This is a genomic window from Yoonia sp. BS5-3 (assembly GCF_038069655.2).
Classification (GTDB): Bacteria; Pseudomonadota; Alphaproteobacteria; order Rhodobacterales; family Rhodobacteraceae; genus Yoonia; species Yoonia phaeophyticola.
In genome coordinates, this window is record NZ_CP150951.2 from 752,921 (window position 1) to 770,674 (window position 17,754).

A 17,754-nucleotide genomic window follows, 5' to 3' on the forward strand; every position below is an offset into this window, starting at 1 on the left:
TTGGGCCAAAGTCGGAATTTCATCGCCGATACGGCCGTGCCCGCCACGAAATCCTTTAGTTCAGGAAATAGTCGGTGAAGAGCAGGGCCAGTCCAAGAAGAAATAGGGTTTCAAGCACTAGGATGACCATCAACGACGGATGCACCCGCAACACCGATCCAAGATCAGTGCGTAGCCCAATGGCCGCAATGGCTGCCACCATCATCCAGCGCGCTGCCTCCGAGACAACACGGATGATCTGTTCGGGGACATCCACAACCGATCTGAGCACGGCCAAAGCCACAAACAGGATTAGGAACCATGGGAACGGGGATTTCTTGGATTGGCTGTCATGGAACATCAGATGAATGGCCAGCACCAAGACTGGCAACGCGGCCACACGCAGCATTTTCACCAGCGTCGCAGTTAGCCCGGCATCATCGCTGACCGAATAGCCTGCGCCGACAACTTGTGCGACGTCGTGGATGGTCGCCCCGATCAGAAAGCCAGTTTGTAGGTCATCGTAGCCCAGATACTGAAACAAGATCGGGTAGAGCACCATGGCCATGGTCGACAAAACAGTGACCGAGATAACCACCAGTACCGTGTCCTTTTCGCGATCTTCTCGATCTGGCAGAACTGACGAAAACGCCAGCGCCGCTGAGGCACCGCAAACTGCGACCGCGCCGCCTGACAGGATGCCAAATGCGACCTTGCGACCGATGGCATATGAGAGCACTAAACCGCAGAGCAAAGTCGCCAAGACCATGCCAAAAACAGCCGCGATAGATGTCCCGCCGATGGCCTGGACATCCTCGAAGCCTAGGCGAATGCCCAAAAGGCCCACACCAAGACGTAGCACCGTCTTGGCCGTGAAATTCAGCCCGCCTTCCAAGGCGGGCACCTCGGCTAAAAAACTCAACGACAGCCCGATAAGCAACGCAAACAACATGGTTGGCGCGCCGTAATGCTCTGACAGGAAGGTGGCCGTTGCCGCCACCATCAAGGCAACGGCGACGCCTTTCCAGTGGCTCAATCGCAGGTGCAGTTCCGCCCAACCAAAAAGTTGGTCAAGCTTTCTGCGCGTCAGTTTATTATCCAAGATCGAACTCTTCACCGGGAAAGTACTTTTGCAGGCGGTCTACAGCAGTTCGGGCGTGACCTTCCATACCTTCAAGCCGGGAAATGCGGGCTGTCGCCTCAGCCACCGGCCGCATACCTTGGGCATCTGCGCGCTGCCAGGTGACCGTTTTGATAAACTTGTGCACGGACAAGCCGCCTGTATAGCGCGCAGCTCCGCTGGTTGGCAGAACATGGTTTGTACCGGCTGATTTGTCACCAAAGGCCACGGTCGTATGTTCGCCTAGAAAAAGCGATCCGTAGTTTTGCAGCGCATTCAGCCACCAATCCAGATCATCAGCCATCACCTGCAAGTGCTCAGGCGCGTAGGTATCGGACACTTTTCGCATCTCATCCCGGTCAGAGCACAAGATCACCTCAGCATAATCGCGCCATGAGGCCTCCGCATTGACGCGGTTCAACTGAGGTAGATCTGCGATCAGATTTGGTACGCGGTCCATCACATCTTTGGCCAAGATCTCATCATCTGTGATCAGCCAGACAGGCGAGTTATACCCATGCTCGGCCTGACCCACCAAATCGGCGGCCACAAGCGCGGGATCTGCAGTTTTGTCAGCGATGATCAGGCTATCGGTTGGACCAGCAAACATATCAATGCCCACCTCGCCAAAAAGGATGCGCTTGGCTTCGGCCACGAACTGATTGCCCGGCCCAACAAGAATCGCCGCCTTGGGACATCCAAACAGGCCCTGCGCCATAGCAGCGATGCCCTGGACACCGCCAAGGTTCAGCATCGTATCTGCGCCGCACAGGTTTAGCGTATAGAGGATCGCCGGCGGGATACCGACGCCCGGACGAGGAGGAGAGACCGCCGTGATATGTTTCACGCCAGCGACCTTCGCGGTGGTGACGGTCATGATCGCGCTGGCCAGGTGGCTATACCGGCCACCCGGCACGTAACAGCCTGCAGCCTCAATCGGGATTTGCTTTTGCCCCACCGAAAAGCCGGGAACGACCTCAAGGGTGCAATCCTGTATGGTCGATAGTTGCTTTTCGGCAAAACGGCGGATGTTGTCGTGGGCGAACTGAATGTCGCGTTTCAACGCCTCAGGCACTTGGGTTTCCGCTTGCGCAACCTGCTCGGCCGAGACGACGATATCGCCGTCCCATTTGTCAAACTTCAGCGCGAGCTCGCGCACCATGCCTTCACCGCCTGCGTGGATATCCTGCAGAAGCTTTTCCACGATTTCGCGCACATCACCCGCATCGCTTTCCGCGGTCCGAAGCGCTTTTTTTAAATAAGTATGAGACATAGTCTTGGCCCCTGTTGTTGGCGTGGGGCTGCATTGGCCCCGGAAATTCTTATCGTGTTTAGAAAGATGCGCTTGATGAGCTAGGCACCTGTTCTGGCGGATTGCCCGAATATATGTTGGCAAAATCCACCAGCTGTTGGGTTAACACGTTCATCGTGTCGATCACCGGCACACTCGCTGTAATCTGATCGCTCAGCAAGGAAAACTCCGAACATCCGACCAAAATCGCGACAGCTCCGCGCTGAACCAGCGTGTCTGCCGCCTGGTTCAGCAAAGTTTGATGATATGAGGACGGGCCGCTTGCCTTGATCTGTTTGATCGCGGCCAACAAGGGGGCATCATCTTCGGGATAGAGTGCCGTCAGCCCATGAGGGGCCAGCACGGATTTGAACAATTCCGTCTTTTGCGTCGCGGGCGAGGCAAGAATGCCAATCGCGCTGCCTTCGGGCACTTTTGAGGCCACAAAACCGGCGGCAAGCTGCGGCATATTCAAGAACGGAATACCGGTTGCGGCATCAATATCATCAGCAAAAGCATGAGCGGTATTGCAAGGCATCGCCAAGGCCGCCGCACCTGCCGTCTCAAGCCGCCGGCCCATGGCCACCAGGGCCGGGGCCGGATCAGCACCGCGCCCTTCGATCAACCATTTGATCCGAGAGGGCACCTGCGGGTTCATGTCGATCAGTAGCGGAATATGATCGGCATCATCCGTCGCCGGGATGGCACGTAGCAGACGCTCTTGCAGCAAAATGGTCGCCTGCGGGCCCATGCCGCCCAGAATTCCAATAGCGCAGCGGGTCATGCTGCCTCTCCTGCGATGGCTTGGGCTTGCAACACCTCGACAAGAATATCTGCGATGAGCAGGCAATCCGCCTCATCAAAGCTCAGCGGGACGCGCATATCGAACAGTGTCTGGATCACCTCATCGGTTTGCGGCAAGGACTGCGCATCCATGTAACGCCAATGCTTGTGTTGCGAGGTAAAGCCATGCGGCTCGGCATGGCCAAACCACTTCACCTCGACACCGCGTGTGGCAAGATCACGGACGACCGCCTGACATTGAGCGGCGGTTTGCCCGGGCAGGCAAAACTGGATCGAACTGCCCACGCGCATGGCCCCGTCAAGCGCCTTGGGACAATACACATAAGGGGATAGACCCAACAATTTTTCGGCTATCAGCTTAGCACGCTGGTTCCAACCGGCGACCGCCTCATCCAAGCGCTCAAGCTGGGGACGCAGGATCGCAGCGCGCAAATTATCCATGCGAGCGGACATGTTCGGGCAGTCATATTTTGCGTCGGCAAAATACATAGGTCCCGGCATCGCGCCATGCCGGTCATAGTTCATGTAAGACCCCGACATGATAATCGCCTTGGCGGCCAGCGTTGGATCACCCGTGGTCAACAGCCCGCCTTCGCCTGAATTCATGTGCTTATAGGTCTGGGTGGAAAAGCAGCCGAAGGTGCCAAAATTCCCGCTCTTTTCGCCCTGCCAAGTGGCCCCCATGGTATGGGCGCAATCCTCAATAACCGTCACATCAGCGGCCTGTACGATCTGCATGATTGCAGTCATATCTGGGATATGGCCGCGCATATGGGATAGCAGCAGCACCTTAGCGCCAGAGCTTTTTACCTTCTGCTCCAAATCATCCAGATCAATCACCAGATCCCTAGTGATCTCAACCAAAACAGGGGCCGCCCCCACAGCCCGGATAGCGCCGGGCACCGGGGCAAGGGTAAAGGCGTTGGTCAGAACCGGATCACCAATCGCCACGCCCGCCGCGCGCAAGGCAAGCTGCATCGCCTGCCCGCCCGACGCAACGGCAAGGCAATAGTCCGCCCCCTGCCAGTTGGCGAATTCCTGTTCCAGACATGCGGTTTCGGACTGCTGCCCATCATCTGTCTGATAGCGATGTAGCGCTGCTGAGCCCAGCACCCGCTCAGCCGCCCGAAGCGAGGCTTCGGGCAAGGCAGATTGCTGGGTGAACGATCCCGAAAACCGCTTGTGCATCTTAGGCCGCCGCTTGCCAGCGGCTTGTGTTGTCAAAGGCGGAATCGTAGCCAAACAAGGCAACCGAACCGCCGGTATGCAAGAAGACGACTTTTTCGTCTTTCTTGAAATGGCCTTTGCGGATCAGATCAATAAAGCCAGCCGCGCCTTTGGCAGAATAAACCGGGTCCAGCAGTATCGCTTCAAGCTCGGCAAACATCTTGATCGCCTCTAAGCCGCTTTCGGTCGGAATGCCATAACCTTCGCCCACGTAATCCGTGTTCGCAACAACATCTTCGCGAGAGACAACGCCGGAACAACCCAGCTTATCAGCTGTTGCGCAGGCCAGATTAAACACGTTCTCTTCCTGCTTCGGCTTGGGTGCGCGCACGCCAATGCCCAGCAGCGGAATTTGCGCATTCGTCGCCTTCAACCCCGCAATCAATCCAGCCTGCGTGCCCGCGCTACCAGTCGCATGCACGATATGGTCAACTTTCAAACCACGCTCATTAAACTGGTTCAGCATCTCAAAGGCACAATTGACATAGCCCAGCGCACCGGTGGCGTTAGAGCCACCGCCAGGGATGGTGTACACCTTCTTGCCCGTGGCACGCACGCGATCTGCAACCTTTTCCATCTCCGCGTTCATATCCAAACCGCCGGCAAATTTTTCGGTCGTTGCGCCATGCAAATGATCAAGCAGCACGTTGCCGTTATTGTTGTAATTGGAATTGTTCGAACCGGTACGATCTTCCAACAGGATGTGACATCCCATCCCCATCTTGGCCGCAAAAGCCGCTGTTTGGCGGGCATGGTTGGACTGGGTCGCACCTTGGGTCATGACCATATCCGCGCCTTGCAGCTCGGCCTCAGCCATCAAAAACTCAAGCTTACGGGTCTTGTTGCCGCCGGTGGACATGCCTGTGCAATCATCGCGCTTGATCCAAATCTCAGGGCCACCGAGTTCGGCGGTTAGTCGGTCCAAACGTTCTAGCGGAGTGGGAAGATGGGCCAAGAATTTTCGGGGGTAGCGGGCGAGATGCATGAGAAACTCCAAATTGCTTAAATCGTTTTTTTCTCAACGACCAAGCCCCGTCAAATTCTATTTTCTCATGACAAGTTTACAGTGTTGCAACTTACCCAACCTAAAGAGGTTTAACGATGCTGCTCCCGTCTTGCAGTGAACGAGTAACGATCCGCGTTCTTTGAGCAGTGGCAAATTGGCAGTGAAGCGGCGGCGCATTCATGTCATCAAAGCGGCGATCTAGAACGCATCTACCAACCCAAACCTAAAAAATCGGTAGAAGACGGTCGTTCTGAGCATTGGACTTGCATTTTCCGACAAAAAAAGTCAGATAAAATTCGATGATCCAGTCCAGCCCGTATTACTCATGCATCGCCAGACACCAAAGGCACATTGTCTACAGGAGTATATGAACATGGGGTCAACACAGGCAAAGCCTTGCTGCAGGTGTCCGTCAGACAAAGAAATCTGGCGCAGTGAAGCAGATCTGGACTTTTGCGAAGAGACACTTTTAACGCTGGCACGGCTCTATTTCGAAAGTTTTGCCCGGCCTGAATCCACGTGCTGGATCAACAGCCTGATGCTCGCGCAGGCACATTTCGGCCCGGATGCGGGGCCTGTTATTGGCGTCCGATTGTTGAATGCGTTGCAAGCGATGCGTTTTGCCAGACATTCGATCTTTTCCTTCAACTCTGTCGAATGTCCGACCTGCAGTGCGGTCTTGACCGAACATGAACGGCGCTTGATGGCTGTCATCAAGGCGACGCGAACGGGACAGAGCGGCAAAGCCCAAACCGAGTTGATGATGCTGTGCGAGGGAGCCGATATTACCAATCCAATGATTGCATTTTGCGATCTGGCCGCAGCATTGGCTGAAGAAGAAAGTCAATGGCAAGGAGATGCCCATGAAACAGCTCTTTTCTAATCTGCTGGCCGTGGACGCCATGTCTCGCGTCACCGGTGTCGGCCTGAACCCGAGGTTGCGGAAGGCGCTGGAAGCAGAGCTGCATTTTCCGGCCAAATCATCGGGACCTACACAAGATGTACCTGCGGACACGTTGCCCGATGATGTCACCCGGTTGCCCGTTTCTTCTGCACCCGACCGCAAACAAGCATAGGGATTTTCGTATATCTAGCCGGATAGACGATGTGTTCGAAAAGCCTTTAATTGAAGCCAAACTATCTGAAAGAGACCCTGCAATGGCAACACCACCCAAAAAACCGCTTCGTCCGCTTGATGTGATCGCCCGGCGCCATGTCACGCCGAACATGATCCGTGTCACCTTAGCCGCTGAGTGGGTCAAAGAGTTGCCTGCAGGCATTGAAGGTGCCCATTGCAAGATATTTCTTCCAAGCATTGATCAGTCAAAAACCGATTTCCTGCAACAGTTGAGCGAAGGCCCCCGACCGACGGTGCGAACCTATACGATCCGATATATCCGTCCAGCTGTCGGCGAAATGGATGTCGACTTTGTCGATCATGGCGATGCCGGACCCGCCTCAGCCTGGGCGCGCAAATGTATGCCCGGCGACGTCTGCGGTTTTGCCGGACCTGGTCCAATCAAGTTGAAAACCTATTTCGCTGATTTCTACGTCGTTGCGGCGGACATGTCTGCCCTGCCCGTTGCTGCCGCCACGCTTGAAGCCATGCCGAAAGATGCAAAAGGGATCGCGTTCCTAGAGGTGACGGGCGCGGAAGACCGACAAGATGTTAACAATCCGGATGGGGTTGAGCTGCATTGGCTGATCCATCCTGATCCTCACCAACCGGCCACGCAATCGATCAAACTCATTGAAGCGCTGCCCAAATTTGAAGGCAGTGTGCAAACGTGTATCGCAGGCGAAAGCGGCATGATCAAAGCGCTTCGCACAGAAATCCTGTCGAGACGCGGCATCCCAAAGGAGAACGCCTATATCTCGGGCTATTGGAAAATCGGCCTTGTCGAGGATGAACATCAGGAAGTGAAACGTGCTGAAGCGGCGACCGCCTAAACCTCATCATAACCAAACAGAACGCAGCAAACCCGCTGCGCATTTGTGGATGAGGCAAGATATGACGCAGCAGATTTCTGGACTGGTATGCCTCTCATCCGTCGTGGCGTCTTAGTGTCCGATGGTTAGACGGATTTGTGCGCTACAGCGCCTTCTCGAACACCAGTGAATAGCGGTTTTCAGCGCTTTGTCGCAGCCGTTCGGCCATCGGCCAGGTCTGCATGCCTTTGCTGTAGATGGGACGTAGATCAAGCTCTTCTTGAAACGCGAACCCACAGCTTTGCATATCTTCGATCAGCCGTTCTTTGGTCAGGCCGCCCTTGTAATACAGACGTTCGCGAATGGCTGCGTTGGCCTCTGCGTCGATGTTGACGCCGTCCGATGAAGGCTTCAGCAAATTGGCCAGCCGCTTTTTCAAACGGTGCCAGGTCGAAAACGGTAGAGAAAAATTGTGATCGTTGATCAGCATCCGCCCGCCCGGTTTCAGGACGCGGTGCCATTCGCAATAGGCATCAAGCGGATTTGTTAGGGTCCAGGTCAGATGCCGCGTTATGGCGAAATCGACACTTTCATCAGGCACACCTTTGAGATCTTCCGCATCACATAAAACAGGGGACCAATTTTGACCCGTCAACTTTTCGCGTGCCTTGCCCAGCATGGTTTCTGAAAAATCGAGGCCTGAAACCTCTGCGCCCAAACGGCATAGCACGCGGCTGATCTCGCCGGTCCCGCAGGCGATATCAAGGGCGCGTTTGCCCTGCAGATCGCCCGTATCCCCGACGCCCGCGGCACGGCGGATCAGTGTTTGCCACTCGGGCAGACCATAGCGTTCCTCAATCAGATGCGAAGGGCTTTCGTCGAAATTCTCGGCCCGTGCTGACCAATAGGCGCGAATTTCTTCTTTGAGATCAAAGTTCATACCGCGTTCCATCATGCCGGCAGCCGCGCATCAACATAGAGCGCGCCGCGTTTCGTACGTTCAAGATCGGTCTCAACCCTGTAAGTCTCGCCAATTTCCGGCAAGGCGAGAATGCGATCTGGAGGGCCATCAGCAAGGATCACACCTTCGCGCAGCAGAACCAACCGGTCGCAGAATTTTGCGGCCAGGTTCAGATCATGCAGCGCGGCCATTACAACCGGTTTTTTCTTACCCATTTCGCTCCGTACCGATGTCAGGATCGACAATTGGTGATGCAAATCAAGCGCGCTTGTCGGTTCATCCAGCAGAACAACCTCGGGCGCACGGACGATCGTTTGCGCCACAGCGACCATCTGCGCCTGCCCGCCACTTAAATCAGCAATCCCCCGGTTCGCCAAATGAGCCAGCCCCAAAGCATTCAGCGTGTCGGACACGCGGTCAAGATTGTCCTTTTCCACACGCCAGCCGGTGGTCTGCTTGAGCGCAAGAAGCACGCTTTCAAACACGCTCAGCAACGCATTGCACCCATAGGCCTGCGGCATATAGGCGATCCGGCGGGCACGATCCCGGCGGCGCAGCCATGTGACATCATCCGCACCAATCAAGATCTTCCCCGCGCTTGGCGTGATCAGCCCCGCAAGCGTTTTGAAAAAGGTCGATTTGCCAGAGGCATTCGGCCCGATCAGCCCGACGAAGGAACCCCCTTCGATGTCAGGGACCGACAAGTCCTTGAGCACATTGATTTTACCATAACCGGCTTTGATGTTCTCGATACTCAGTGTCATGACAGTTTCTCCCGCCGGGCGCTGAGGATGATCGAGATAAAGACAGGCACGCCGATCAGCGAAGTGATGATACCAATCGGATAGATGATACCGGGAGTGATCGATTTGGAAATCAGCGATGTCAGTGACAAAACCAATGCACCCACAAGCGCCGACAGCGGGACAAAATAGCGTTGATCTTCACCCACAAGAAGACGGGCGATATGCGGCCCCACCAGACCGACAAATCCCACTGTGCCCACAAAAGACACTGCCGTTGCCGCCAAGAGCGACACGCAGATCAGCATCTCCACCCGCAAGCGCCCCACGTCCACGCCCATGCTTTCGGCCGTAGCCTCGCCCATGCGCAGCGCGGTCATGGGCCATGTGCGGTACAGACTGAACGGGATCGCGACCGCCAGCAGCAGCGCCCCGAGCGAGATTTTTTCCCAGCTCGCCCGGCTGAGTGAACCCATCATCCAGAAAACGATCCGGGCAATCTGATCCTCGGACGCCATGTATTGCATCAGTGCCAATAGCGCCGAGAATGTGAAAAAGATGGCGATCCCAAACAGGATCATCGTTTCGGACCCAACGCCCTTCAGCCGGGTCGCCAGCAGGATAAATCCGCAGGTCATCAACGCGAAGAAAAACGCATTCACGGTGACCAAAAGCGGACCAACAGCGGGGATCACGCTGACCCCAAGCACGATGGCCAAAGAGGCCCCAAAGCTGGCGGCGGCCGAGACGCCCAGCGTGAAGGGCTCTGCCAGCGGGTTGTTCAAAATTGTCTGCATTTGCGCGCCCGCAACGGCCAGCAAAGCCCCCACAAGAACCGCCGTGATGGCAACAGGTAAACGATAACCCCAGACGATGACTTTCAGGCGTACCCCATGCGACAGCGGATCCGTCAGAACGTCAAACACAGTCGACAAATCATATTTTCCAGGGCCCGTCGCCACATCCAGAAAAAAGCTCAGAAGCAGCAGCGCTGAGACCAAGGCGATCATGGCATAACGGCGCATCACCTGAGCCGTATAGGCCTGCCGCATATCTGCGGGATTGACGTCTATTGTCACGAATGAGCCCTCCAAAAGCATGTGGCCCCGCAATCCTGCGAGGCCACCAATAGTCAGCATAGCTTAGCTATCTGACGCCAGGCTTCCCCAGAATACGCCAGAGTAATCGATGGGCAGGAACTCATCGTGAAGCTCTTTCATTGTGGCGTCTGGATCAACGTCTTCGAACAGATCCGGATGCAGCCATTTCGCAAAAGCCTGCATAGCCACAAAGTGATAAGGGCTGTTATAGAACTGATGGTAGACAGAATGGAAACGACCGTTCTGTACCGCTGACAGCTCTGGCCAGCCTTCGCGCGCGGCAAGGGCGGCCAGACGGTCCTGAACTGCTGCAGCATCAGCTTCATAGCCAAACAGAACCGCAGCTGTTGCAGGATTAGCCTCGGCCCAGTTTGCCCCAGTGCCGATGATCACATCTGGATCGTCCGCAAAAATCGCTTCTAGGCTGACAGACGCTGAGAACCCAGGCGTTTTGGCCGAGCCCCAGTTGCGCCCACCAGAGAGGTCGACCAGACGGCCCAAATTGGCTGAGCCAAAAGTGCTGCAGCAATTGGCCGGGTTATAGCCAGCCGCGCGTTCGACAAAGACAACAGGGCGGTCCTCATCCGGGATTTCCTGCACGCGGGCATAAATCAGCTTCATCTGCTCTTGGTAGTAGTCCCCAAAGGCATCAGCCTCGTCGCGCCGGTCAAAAATGCGGCCAAGTAGTTGCAGGCTGGGCACGGTGTTCTGTGTTGGATCCTGACGGAAGTCGACAAAGATGGTTGCGATGCCCGCTTCATCCAGCTTCTCGATGATTCCGCTTTCCTGCGCAGCAAGCAGGTTGCCAAGGTTCATCAGAACCACTTCAGTGTCCAACGCGATAACGGCTTCGAGGTTCCATTCATCGGTGTAGGGGCTACCAAAGCTTGGCAAATCAGCGATCTCTGGGAAGACCTCAAGATATTTGCGATAGGCGTCCGGGTCGTAGTTCACCATATCATCTTTCCAGCCGACGATACGCTGGAATGGGTTATCCTGATCGAGCAGCGCGAGCGAATAGATCATACGGCCTTCGCCGATCACCACATTGGATGGGTCTTTTTCAACTTCAACAACGCGGCCTGCGATGTCGGTGACAGTAATGGTCTCTGCGGTGGCGATCGTGGCGGACGCGATGGTAAGCGTCGTAGCTGCGGCAGCGAGGCAAAGACCCCGCGTCAGTGATCTGACAATCATGGGTCTCTCCTGTTTTGATGTCATGGCCGTGCCATGCCCAGCGTGACTGAGACATTAACTTATTAAAATTGTCAAGAATATTTCGCTACGGTGTTTCCATCACATATAGGCAAAAGATCGGCTGAAACCGTGAAAGGCTAAGTAGCAGGCCGCCACGACGCGGCGCGTCCGCTAAACTTTTTATGGTTTTGGCCTCGTGAATTCGGGCGATGTTCCCAGCCGCCTTCAGGGCGACGGACGCGGCGTTCGACTTAGTCCCCTTCCGCAACGCCCGCCGCCCGCGCCCTGGCTCGCCGTGCCCTATAGCTTGGCAGGACCACCAGCAGGGCCGCCGTCACCAACAGCCCCAAGGTCATGGGCCGTTCCCAGATGAAGCTGATCCCGTTGTAAAGCTGCATGGACCGCGCAAAGTTGTCTTCCATCATCCCGCCAAGGATGAAGCCGATCAGCAGCGGCGCCAGCGGGTAGTCTGCGAATTTCAATGCTGTTGCGCAGATGCCGAAACCGACCAGAAGCAACAGCTCTGTCGCGTTATTCTGTCCGATATAGGCTCCCATCAGCGTGAAAAACAAAATGAACGGGATCAGGTAATTGCGCGGTACCGCCAGCACTTTGGCGATATAGGGGATCAGCGGCAAGTTGAGGATCAGCAGCACAAGGTTCCCGATAAACATCGACATGATCACCGCCCAGAAAATCTGCGGCTCATCCAGCATCAACCGCGGCCCCGGCGTGACGTTCAAAGCAATCAGCGCGCCCAAAAGGATCGCCGTGGTGCCTGAGCCGGGGATACCGAGCGTCAACAGCGGCACGAAAGACCCAGTGCAAGCTGCATTGTTGGCGGTTTCAGGCGCGGCGAGGCCTTTGATGGCGCCTTTGCCGAACTCTTCTTGCTCATGTTTGGGCGCGATGTTCCGTTCGACCGCATAGCCCAGAAAGCTGGCGATGGTGGCCCCTGCCCCCGGCAGCACGCCAATGAAGAACCCTTGCAAAGACTGCCTGCCGATGACTGGCGCGATGGCTTTGGCTTCCTGTCTGGTGATGCGCAGCTCTTTGATTTCACCATTGTCGCCTTTGAGGTCCTTCGGTTTGAGCACAAGAAACAGCGCCTCTGGCAATGCGAACATCGCCATGGCCAGCGTGATAAAGCCGAACCCCGATTGCAGATCCATGATACCCATGGTGAAGCGCGGTTGGTTGAACAACGCCCCCTCCCCGACCGTGGCCATGATCAATCCCAGAATTGTCATTATCATCGCCTTGGCCACCTGGCCTGTCCCTGCAAAGGCCGCGATGGCAGAAAGGCCGACGACCATCAGCGCGAAATACTCCGCCGAATGAAACAACAGCGCGACCGAGGACAGCGCAGGTGCGAAGATCATCAGCAGCAGCGCGCCGATGGTGCCGCCCGCGAAGCTGGCGATGGCAGCGATGGTCAACGCCTTGCCCGCCTTGCCTTGCCGCGCCATCGGGTAGCCGTCGAAACTTGAGGCCACTGTGCCCGCCACCCCCGGAGCGTTGAGCAGGATGGACGAGGTCGATCCGCCAAAGATCGCGCCATAATAGACCCCCGCCAACAGGATCAGCGCAGCCGAGGCATCCCCCATGGAAATGGCCACCGGGATCATGATCGCGATGATTGACATTGGCCCAAGCCCGGGCAGCATTCCGATAAAGGTACCGATCAGACAGCCCGCGATCACCATAAGCAGGTTTTGCACCGATATGGCCGTTGAAAGGCCGATCCATAGTCCTTCAAGCATGTCAGCCTCCGAAAATGCCAGGCAATGGGCGCATGTAGATACCCAGGACTTCCTGGATCAGATACCAAACAGAAATCGTCGCGATCAGCGCAACAGGCAGCATAGTATGCCACTTACGCTCGCCCAGAATGAAAGACCCAAGGATCAAAAATGCCGAGGTCGAGATTAAGAAACCCACGGGTCGCAGGCATAGCGCATAGACCACCATCAACCCTAGCAGCAGCAACGCCTGGCCAAGATGATAGTCTGTCAGGCGGCGGTAATCGATGTCGGCTGTTTTCGGCTCTGACTTTTCGATACCCAAAAGAATGATGAGCGCCGCAATCATCCCAAGAACCGACAGAACCTTGGGAAAGGTGCTGGGCCAGATAGGGTTACGTTGCATGAATGGGGCGAGGTTGCCATCCATCGTAAACCAGGCGGCATAGCCATAAGCCAGGCAAACCCCCAGCAAGACAAGCGCGATCCAGCGATCAAGTGCCATGTTTTCCCCTCCCCGGAAATAGGCGGGCCAGAGCAGTGCTCTGACCCAATGGTGATTTAGAGAAAGCCCAGCTTTTTCATCAGATCGCCGATGGTCTGTTCTTGCTCTTCGAGGAAGGTCAAAAATTCATCGCCAGAATTGTGGATATTCACCCAGCCGTTACGAGCACGCACTTCTTCCCATTCGGGCGTGTCATACATCCGTGCGATGGCATCCTGATAAGCGGTCAGCTTGTCCTCGGGCAGACCGGGGGCTGCAAAGAAACCGCGCCAGTTCACAAACGTCGTGTCGATCCCTTGCTCAGCCATTGTCATCGCCTCAGGCGCGGCATCAACCCGCTCGGGCGCTGTGACACCAAGGATCTTCACTTCGCCTGCGTTGGACAGATCAACAGCCTCGGAAAATCCGGTGGAAAGGGCCGCGATCTCACCCGACAGCAGGGCTGCCATGGCTGTGCCGCCTGCATCGTAGGGAATGTAGTTCACAGCCAGCGCGTCACGCCCTGCTGCTTCCATCACCATTGCGGCAACAAGATGGTCCATCCCTCCGGGGACCGATCCGCCGCCCAGAGGCGTGCCATTTGGATCGGCATCAAAGGCCGCCAGCAGATCATCCATCGAGTTGATCTGGCTGTCTTTGCCCACAACGATGGCCGCGTAGTCGCCAATGGTCCCCGAAACCAGCGTCAGGTCGCGGAAGTTATGCGGGAACACACCTGTCAGCGAACGGATCACGATCGGGGTCGAGTTCACCATCAGCGTGTCATGGTTGCTTTCGGCATTTTCAATCAGAAAGCCGATGGCAACCCCGCCGCCGCCGCCCGACATGTTTTCATAAGATGCAGAACCGACAAGCCCAGCCTCGGTTAGCGCCTCGCCTGTGCCGCGCGCTGTGCCGTCCCAGCCGCCGCCGGCACCGCCGGGAATTAGAAAGTGGATGTTATCGACCACCTCATCAGCAGCAGCTGTGCCGACCAAGCCAAAGGCGGCCACAACTGCAATAAGGGCACGACGGCCCAGTGCAAAATTCGTCATAATTTTCCTCCCATTTGACAACTGCCCGCCAGGCGGCTCAGTTGATGGCGCAAAGAAACACACCAACCTGACATTAACCTGTCACGATGCGAAATGCCGGGAAGCCGCGATGAAATTCCTACTGGTCGAAGACAATCAAGACCTGGCAATGGCCATTACATCGCGTATGGGCATCAGCGGTCATGTTATTGATCATGCAGCAAATTTAGGCGACGCATCCGAATTTGTCGAAACCGGGGATTACGACCTGATCCTGCTTGACATCATGCTGCCCGATGGCGACGGCCGCAGCTTTCTGAAACAGCATCGGGCGAGCGATTTAGACACACCCGTGATCGTTTTGACCGCCCGCAGTCAGGTGTCAGATCGAATCGGATCACTGGATTTAGGGGCAGATGATTACGTCACCAAACCCTTCGATCATGCCGAGCTTGAGGCGCGTTGCCGCGCGGTTTTGCGCCGCCGGGCTGGGAACGCGAAGACGACAATTGAGATCGGCGGGATCATCTTTGATCCGGTCGCGGGCCACCTGACCGTGGGCGGCGCGGCGGTGACCATGCGTAACCGCGAGCTGCGCTTGCTTGAGCTGTTCGTCAATTCACCTGGGCAGGTCTTTTCCAAACACAAGCTGGCTGACCGGCTGTTTTCCTACGACGATGACGTCTCGGAAAATGCGATTGAGGTTTATATCGGTCGCCTGCGCAAACATCTGACAGGGTCCGAATTAAAAATCACCACACTGCGCGGTCTGGGCTATCGGTTGGATCATGACGGTTAGCCCGGCAGTATCGGGTTCGCTGCGCAACCGGTTGGTGCTGATCCTGATCGGCGGGGCGGCGGTGCTTGCGGTGCTGCTTTTCTTTGCCGTGCGCAGTTATGCGGTGCAGGTCGCGCAGCAGGGCCAGGACAATATCCTTGATGCCTCGGTTACCTCAATGCTGGACGCCGCTGCCATTCGTGACGGCGCGGTAGAATTGGACCTACCCTATTCGGCGTTATCGATGCTGAGCACGCCGGCGGATGACCAGGTGTTTTACGCAGTGTTGCAGGATGGGGTTTTTCTGTCCGGCTATGAAGACCTAAGCTTTGCCGAGGACATCTCGGGCAATCCCCCACGCTTTGAAACCGATGAGATACGTGGCGTCACGGTGCGCAAGATCAGCGCGAGCCGCATCCTGATTGGTGCAGACAAACGCACAGAAGTGCAGATCGTCTTGGCCCAGACCAAAGACGCCCTGTCAGAAACGCTTGACCAGATTTCACGCAATGCGGCTCTGTTGGGCCTTGGGTTCTTTGTTCTCGCGGCGGGACTGTCGGCTTGGGCGACCTCGGCGACGATTGGGCAATTGGACAAATTGACAGGCTCAGTCACCCGCCGCGGTCCGCAAGACCTAAGCCCTTTCAAGAAACCTGTACCCAAGGAAATGGTCCCCCTGGTGGGATCATTAAACTCGCTGATGGGGCGACTGGATCAATCGCTTAGCCAGTCGGAGGATTTCATCGCTGAGGCCGCCCACCGGGTACGCACACCGCTTGCGACAGTGCGATCCTATGCCGAAACCACCCTGCAACGCGTAGACCGAGAAGAAAACCGTGAGGCGATGCGCTCAATGATCAAGGCGATTGACGAAAGCTCGCGCGCGGCGGGGCAACTTTTGGATCATGCGATGATCACCTTCCGGGCCGATCACCTGGCACGGGAAAAAATCGACCTTGTCGATCTGGCCCGCGATCTGGTTTTGCGTCTGACCCCAATCGCCGAAATGAAGGACCTGCAGCTGGACCTGCGCGGGGACACACAGGTTCCGTTTCGCGGCGATGGGATTCTGATCCAAAACGCGGTGCGCAACCTGCTGGACAATGCTATGAAATATGGACCACCAGACAGTCGGGTCACGGTCGCTGTGACCAAAAACCCCAGCCCAAAGATCACGATCAGCGATGAGGGGCCCGGTTTTCCAACCAAAGAAATCGCCACGCTGACAACGCGGTTTCGTCGCGGGGCGAATGCCGCTGATACAATCGGATCAGGACTGGGTCTGACTATCGTGCAAGACGTGGCAAAGGCCCATGGTGGCCGCATTGATCTGTCCAATCACCCGGAGGGAGGCGCATGCGTTACCTTATCGCTTTAGTCATTTGTCTGGCCTCTAGCCTAGGCTGGGCGCAAGATTGGGAGGACCAACACATCTTTAACGCAGATGGGGCAACGGCATCGCTGCGCATCCTGTCCAGCACCGACACAGACCTCTTCGCCCCGCTGATCGAGGCCTTTGTCGCACGCAACAGCAGCGTTTCAATCGAATATCTGGTGACCGGCACCGCCGATATTGATCAGCGTTTCCGCGAGGCGCCCGGCGCTTATGACATCGTTATTTCCAGCGCCATGGACTTGCAGTTGAAGCTGGCCAATGACGGGTTTGCGCGGCCTTTGGAAACAGATGGGCACCCGACCTGGGCGCAATGGCGACAAAGCCTGTTTGCCTTTACATCCGAGCCAGCGGCGATTGTCATTAACCGCTCGGCCTTTGCCGGGCATCCTATCCCGCAATCTCGGCAGGAACTGATCGAGGCTCTACGCGCCCGCCCGGAAGTTTTCCAAAATCGAGTCGGCACCTATGATGTGCGCCGGTCCGGGCTGGGCTATCTTTTTGCTACGCAGGACGCGCGGGCGTCCGAGACCTTTTGGCGGCTGATGGAGGTGATGGGCGGGCTGGATGTGCAGCTTTATTGTTGTTCTGGGAAAATGATCGACGATCTGGCCGATGGGACAATCGTGGTCGCCTATAATGTGCTTGGCAGTTACGCGCAGCCCCGCTCGGAAAGTCATGATCTTGAAATCGTGCTGCCCTCTGATTTTCCGACCACAATGATGCGAACGGCATTTGTCTCAAGCGCGTCGGATGAGGCGGAATTGGCTGAAAGGTTCATTCAATTCTTAATTTCATACCAATCGGGCCCAACAGAAGAAATCGCATTGCTGCCGCCGCTCGACAACGGAAATGGCGCAACCATCGCGTTGGAGCCTGCTTTGATGACATTTCTTGATACTTTGAAAAGACGCCAATTCTTGACCGAATGGGAAAGTGCGATGATCCAACGATAGCCACCGAAAA

18 protein-coding genes are annotated in these 17,754 nt (G+C 56.2%); 6 read left to right on the top strand and 12 right to left on the bottom strand.

Features of this window, described 5'->3' with window-relative positions:
* Nucleotides 1–55 precede the first annotated feature (55 nt).
* From AABB29_RS03890 to AABB29_RS03910, 5 genes are read right to left on the bottom strand one after another with little or no spacing between them, the layout of a single operon-like run.
* On the bottom strand, nt 56–1,081 hold the full coding sequence (locus AABB29_RS03890) for a putative sulfate exporter family transporter (RefSeq protein WP_341368198.1): 1,026 nt from the start codon (nt 1,079–1,081) through the stop codon (nt 56–58).
* A complete protein-coding gene (hisD, locus tag AABB29_RS03895) occupies nt 1,074–2,372 on the bottom strand; it encodes a histidinol dehydrogenase (protein WP_341368197.1) in 1,299 nt (432 codons plus the stop codon). The genes AABB29_RS03890 and hisD overlap by 8 nt, the downstream gene beginning before the upstream one ends.
* Before the next feature lie 58 nt (nt 2,373–2,430).
* On the bottom strand, nt 2,431–3,174 hold the full coding sequence (locus tag AABB29_RS03900) for an amino acid racemase (RefSeq protein ID WP_341368196.1): 744 nt from the start codon (nt 3,172–3,174) through the stop codon (nt 2,431–2,433).
* Entirely contained in the window at nt 3,171–4,382 is a 1,212-nt protein-coding gene (locus tag AABB29_RS03905; protein WP_341368195.1) for a DegT/DnrJ/EryC1/StrS family aminotransferase, read from the bottom strand. Before AABB29_RS03905 ends, AABB29_RS03900 begins: the two co-directional genes overlap by 4 nt.
* 1 nt (nt 4,383) lies before the next feature.
* Nucleotides 4,384–5,406, bottom strand: coding sequence for a D-cysteine desulfhydrase (locus AABB29_RS03910; protein ID WP_341368194.1), 1,023 nt, complete (start codon nt 5,404–5,406; stop codon nt 4,384–4,386).
* Nucleotides 5,407–5,752: 346 nt separating this feature from the next.
* On the opposite strand from AABB29_RS03910, the gene AABB29_RS03915 reads away from it, so the two are divergent.
* From AABB29_RS03915 to AABB29_RS03925, 3 genes are all read left to right on the top strand, one after another.
* The gene (locus AABB29_RS03915; RefSeq protein ID WP_341368193.1) at nt 5,753–6,310 is read left to right on the top strand and encodes a hypothetical protein; all 558 of its coding nucleotides are present in this window, start codon (nt 5,753–5,755) and stop codon (nt 6,308–6,310) included.
* The gene (locus AABB29_RS03920) at nt 6,291–6,503 is read left to right on the top strand and encodes a hypothetical protein (RefSeq protein WP_341368192.1); all 213 of its coding nucleotides are present in this window, start codon (nt 6,291–6,293) and stop codon (nt 6,501–6,503) included. Before AABB29_RS03915 ends, AABB29_RS03920 begins: the two co-directional genes overlap by 20 nt.
* Nucleotides 6,504–6,585: 82 nt before the next feature.
* Nucleotides 6,586–7,377 carry a siderophore-interacting protein gene (locus AABB29_RS03925; protein WP_341368191.1) on the top strand — a complete coding sequence of 264 codons (792 nt, stop codon included), beginning with the start codon at nt 6,586–6,588 and terminating at the stop codon, nt 7,375–7,377.
* Between the two features lie 142 nt (nt 7,378–7,519).
* On the opposite strand, the gene AABB29_RS03930 is transcribed toward AABB29_RS03925, so the two are convergent.
* The 7 genes from AABB29_RS03930 to AABB29_RS03960 all read right to left on the bottom strand — a co-directional run bounded on the left by AABB29_RS03930 (nt 7,520) and on the right by AABB29_RS03960 (nt 14,638).
* Nucleotides 7,520–8,296 (bottom strand): class I SAM-dependent methyltransferase, encoded by a 777-nt coding sequence (locus tag AABB29_RS03930; protein WP_341368190.1) that lies wholly within the window; start codon nt 8,294–8,296, stop codon nt 7,520–7,522.
* An 11-nt stretch (nt 8,297–8,307) separates the two neighbouring features.
* Complete coding sequence (locus AABB29_RS03935; protein ID WP_341368189.1) at nt 8,308–9,081, bottom strand: ABC transporter ATP-binding protein; 774 nt, start codon at nt 9,079–9,081, stop codon at nt 8,308–8,310.
* Entirely contained in the window at nt 9,078–10,139 is a 1,062-nt protein-coding gene (locus tag AABB29_RS03940) for an iron ABC transporter permease (RefSeq protein WP_341368188.1), read from the bottom strand. Before AABB29_RS03940 ends, AABB29_RS03935 begins: the two co-directional genes overlap by 4 nt.
* A gap of 63 nt (nt 10,140–10,202) precedes the next feature.
* Nucleotides 10,203–11,357 carry an ABC transporter substrate-binding protein gene (locus AABB29_RS03945; protein ID WP_341368187.1) on the bottom strand — a complete coding sequence of 385 codons (1,155 nt, stop codon included), beginning with the start codon at nt 11,355–11,357 and terminating at the stop codon, nt 10,203–10,205.
* 251 nt (nt 11,358–11,608) lie between these two features.
* Entirely contained in the window at nt 11,609–13,120 is a 1,512-nt protein-coding gene (locus AABB29_RS03950; RefSeq protein ID WP_341368186.1) for a tripartite tricarboxylate transporter permease, read from the bottom strand.
* A 1-nt stretch (nt 13,121) separates the two neighbouring features.
* Nucleotides 13,122–13,604: a tripartite tricarboxylate transporter TctB family protein gene (locus AABB29_RS03955; protein ID WP_341368185.1), complete on the bottom strand. Its 483-nt coding sequence runs from the start codon at nt 13,602–13,604 to the stop codon at nt 13,122–13,124.
* Between the two features lie 56 nt (nt 13,605–13,660).
* Nucleotides 13,661–14,638, bottom strand: coding sequence for a tripartite tricarboxylate transporter substrate-binding protein (locus AABB29_RS03960; protein WP_341368184.1), 978 nt, complete (start codon nt 14,636–14,638; stop codon nt 13,661–13,663).
* A gap of 109 nt (nt 14,639–14,747) precedes the next feature.
* Here AABB29_RS03960 and AABB29_RS03965 point away from each other — a divergent pair, with 109 nt between their 5' ends.
* The 3 genes from AABB29_RS03965 to AABB29_RS03975 are packed head-to-tail and all read left to right on the top strand — an operon-like array spanning nt 14,748 to nt 17,744.
* Nucleotides 14,748–15,416: a response regulator transcription factor gene (locus AABB29_RS03965; protein WP_341368183.1), complete on the top strand. Its 669-nt coding sequence runs from the start codon at nt 14,748–14,750 to the stop codon at nt 15,414–15,416.
* Nucleotides 15,406–16,773, top strand: a complete 1,368-nt coding sequence (locus AABB29_RS03970; protein ID WP_341368182.1) for a sensor histidine kinase — start codon at nt 15,406–15,408, stop codon at nt 16,771–16,773. Before AABB29_RS03965 ends, AABB29_RS03970 begins: the two co-directional genes overlap by 11 nt.
* Complete coding sequence (locus AABB29_RS03975) at nt 16,752–17,744, top strand: ABC transporter substrate-binding protein (RefSeq protein ID WP_341368181.1); 993 nt, start codon at nt 16,752–16,754, stop codon at nt 17,742–17,744. The genes AABB29_RS03970 and AABB29_RS03975 overlap by 22 nt, the downstream gene beginning before the upstream one ends.
* The last annotated feature ends 10 nt before the right edge of the window (nt 17,745–17,754 follow it).

Bases quoted from the DNA above. Each gene is read 5' to 3' on its own strand.
- hisD (WP_341368197.1), bottom strand. From the start codon at position 2,372: ATGTCTCATACTTATTTAAAAAAAGCGCTTCGGACCGCGGAAAGCGAT.
- AABB29_RS03900 (WP_341368196.1), bottom strand. From the start codon at position 3,174: ATGACCCGCTGCGCTATTGGAATTCTGGGCGGCATGGGCCCGCAGGCG.
- AABB29_RS03905 (WP_341368195.1), bottom strand. From the start codon at position 4,382: ATGCACAAGCGGTTTTCGGGATCGTTCACCCAGCAATCTGCCTTGCCC.
- AABB29_RS03910 (WP_341368194.1), bottom strand. From the start codon at position 5,406: ATGCATCTCGCCCGCTACCCCCGAAAATTCTTGGCCCATCTTCCCACT.
- AABB29_RS03915 (WP_341368193.1), top strand. From the start codon at position 5,753: ATGCATCGCCAGACACCAAAGGCACATTGTCTACAGGAGTATATGAAC.
- AABB29_RS03920 (WP_341368192.1), top strand. From the start codon at position 6,291: ATGAAACAGCTCTTTTCTAATCTGCTGGCCGTGGACGCCATGTCTCGC.
- AABB29_RS03925 (WP_341368191.1), top strand. From the start codon at position 6,586: ATGGCAACACCACCCAAAAAACCGCTTCGTCCGCTTGATGTGATCGCC.
- AABB29_RS03930 (WP_341368190.1), bottom strand. From the start codon at position 8,296: ATGAACTTTGATCTCAAAGAAGAAATTCGCGCCTATTGGTCAGCACGG.
- AABB29_RS03935 (WP_341368189.1), bottom strand. From the start codon at position 9,081: ATGACACTGAGTATCGAGAACATCAAAGCCGGTTATGGTAAAATCAAT.
- AABB29_RS03945 (WP_341368187.1), bottom strand. From the start codon at position 11,357: ATGATTGTCAGATCACTGACGCGGGGTCTTTGCCTCGCTGCCGCAGCT.
- AABB29_RS03950 (WP_341368186.1), bottom strand. From the start codon at position 13,120: ATGCTTGAAGGACTATGGATCGGCCTTTCAACGGCCATATCGGTGCAA.
- AABB29_RS03955 (WP_341368185.1), bottom strand. From the start codon at position 13,604: ATGGCACTTGATCGCTGGATCGCGCTTGTCTTGCTGGGGGTTTGCCTG.
- AABB29_RS03960 (WP_341368184.1), bottom strand. From the start codon at position 14,638: ATGACGAATTTTGCACTGGGCCGTCGTGCCCTTATTGCAGTTGTGGCC.
- AABB29_RS03965 (WP_341368183.1), top strand. From the start codon at position 14,748: ATGAAATTCCTACTGGTCGAAGACAATCAAGACCTGGCAATGGCCATT.
- AABB29_RS03970 (WP_341368182.1), top strand. From the start codon at position 15,406: ATGACGGTTAGCCCGGCAGTATCGGGTTCGCTGCGCAACCGGTTGGTG.
- AABB29_RS03975 (WP_341368181.1), top strand. From the start codon at position 16,752: ATGCGTTACCTTATCGCTTTAGTCATTTGTCTGGCCTCTAGCCTAGGC.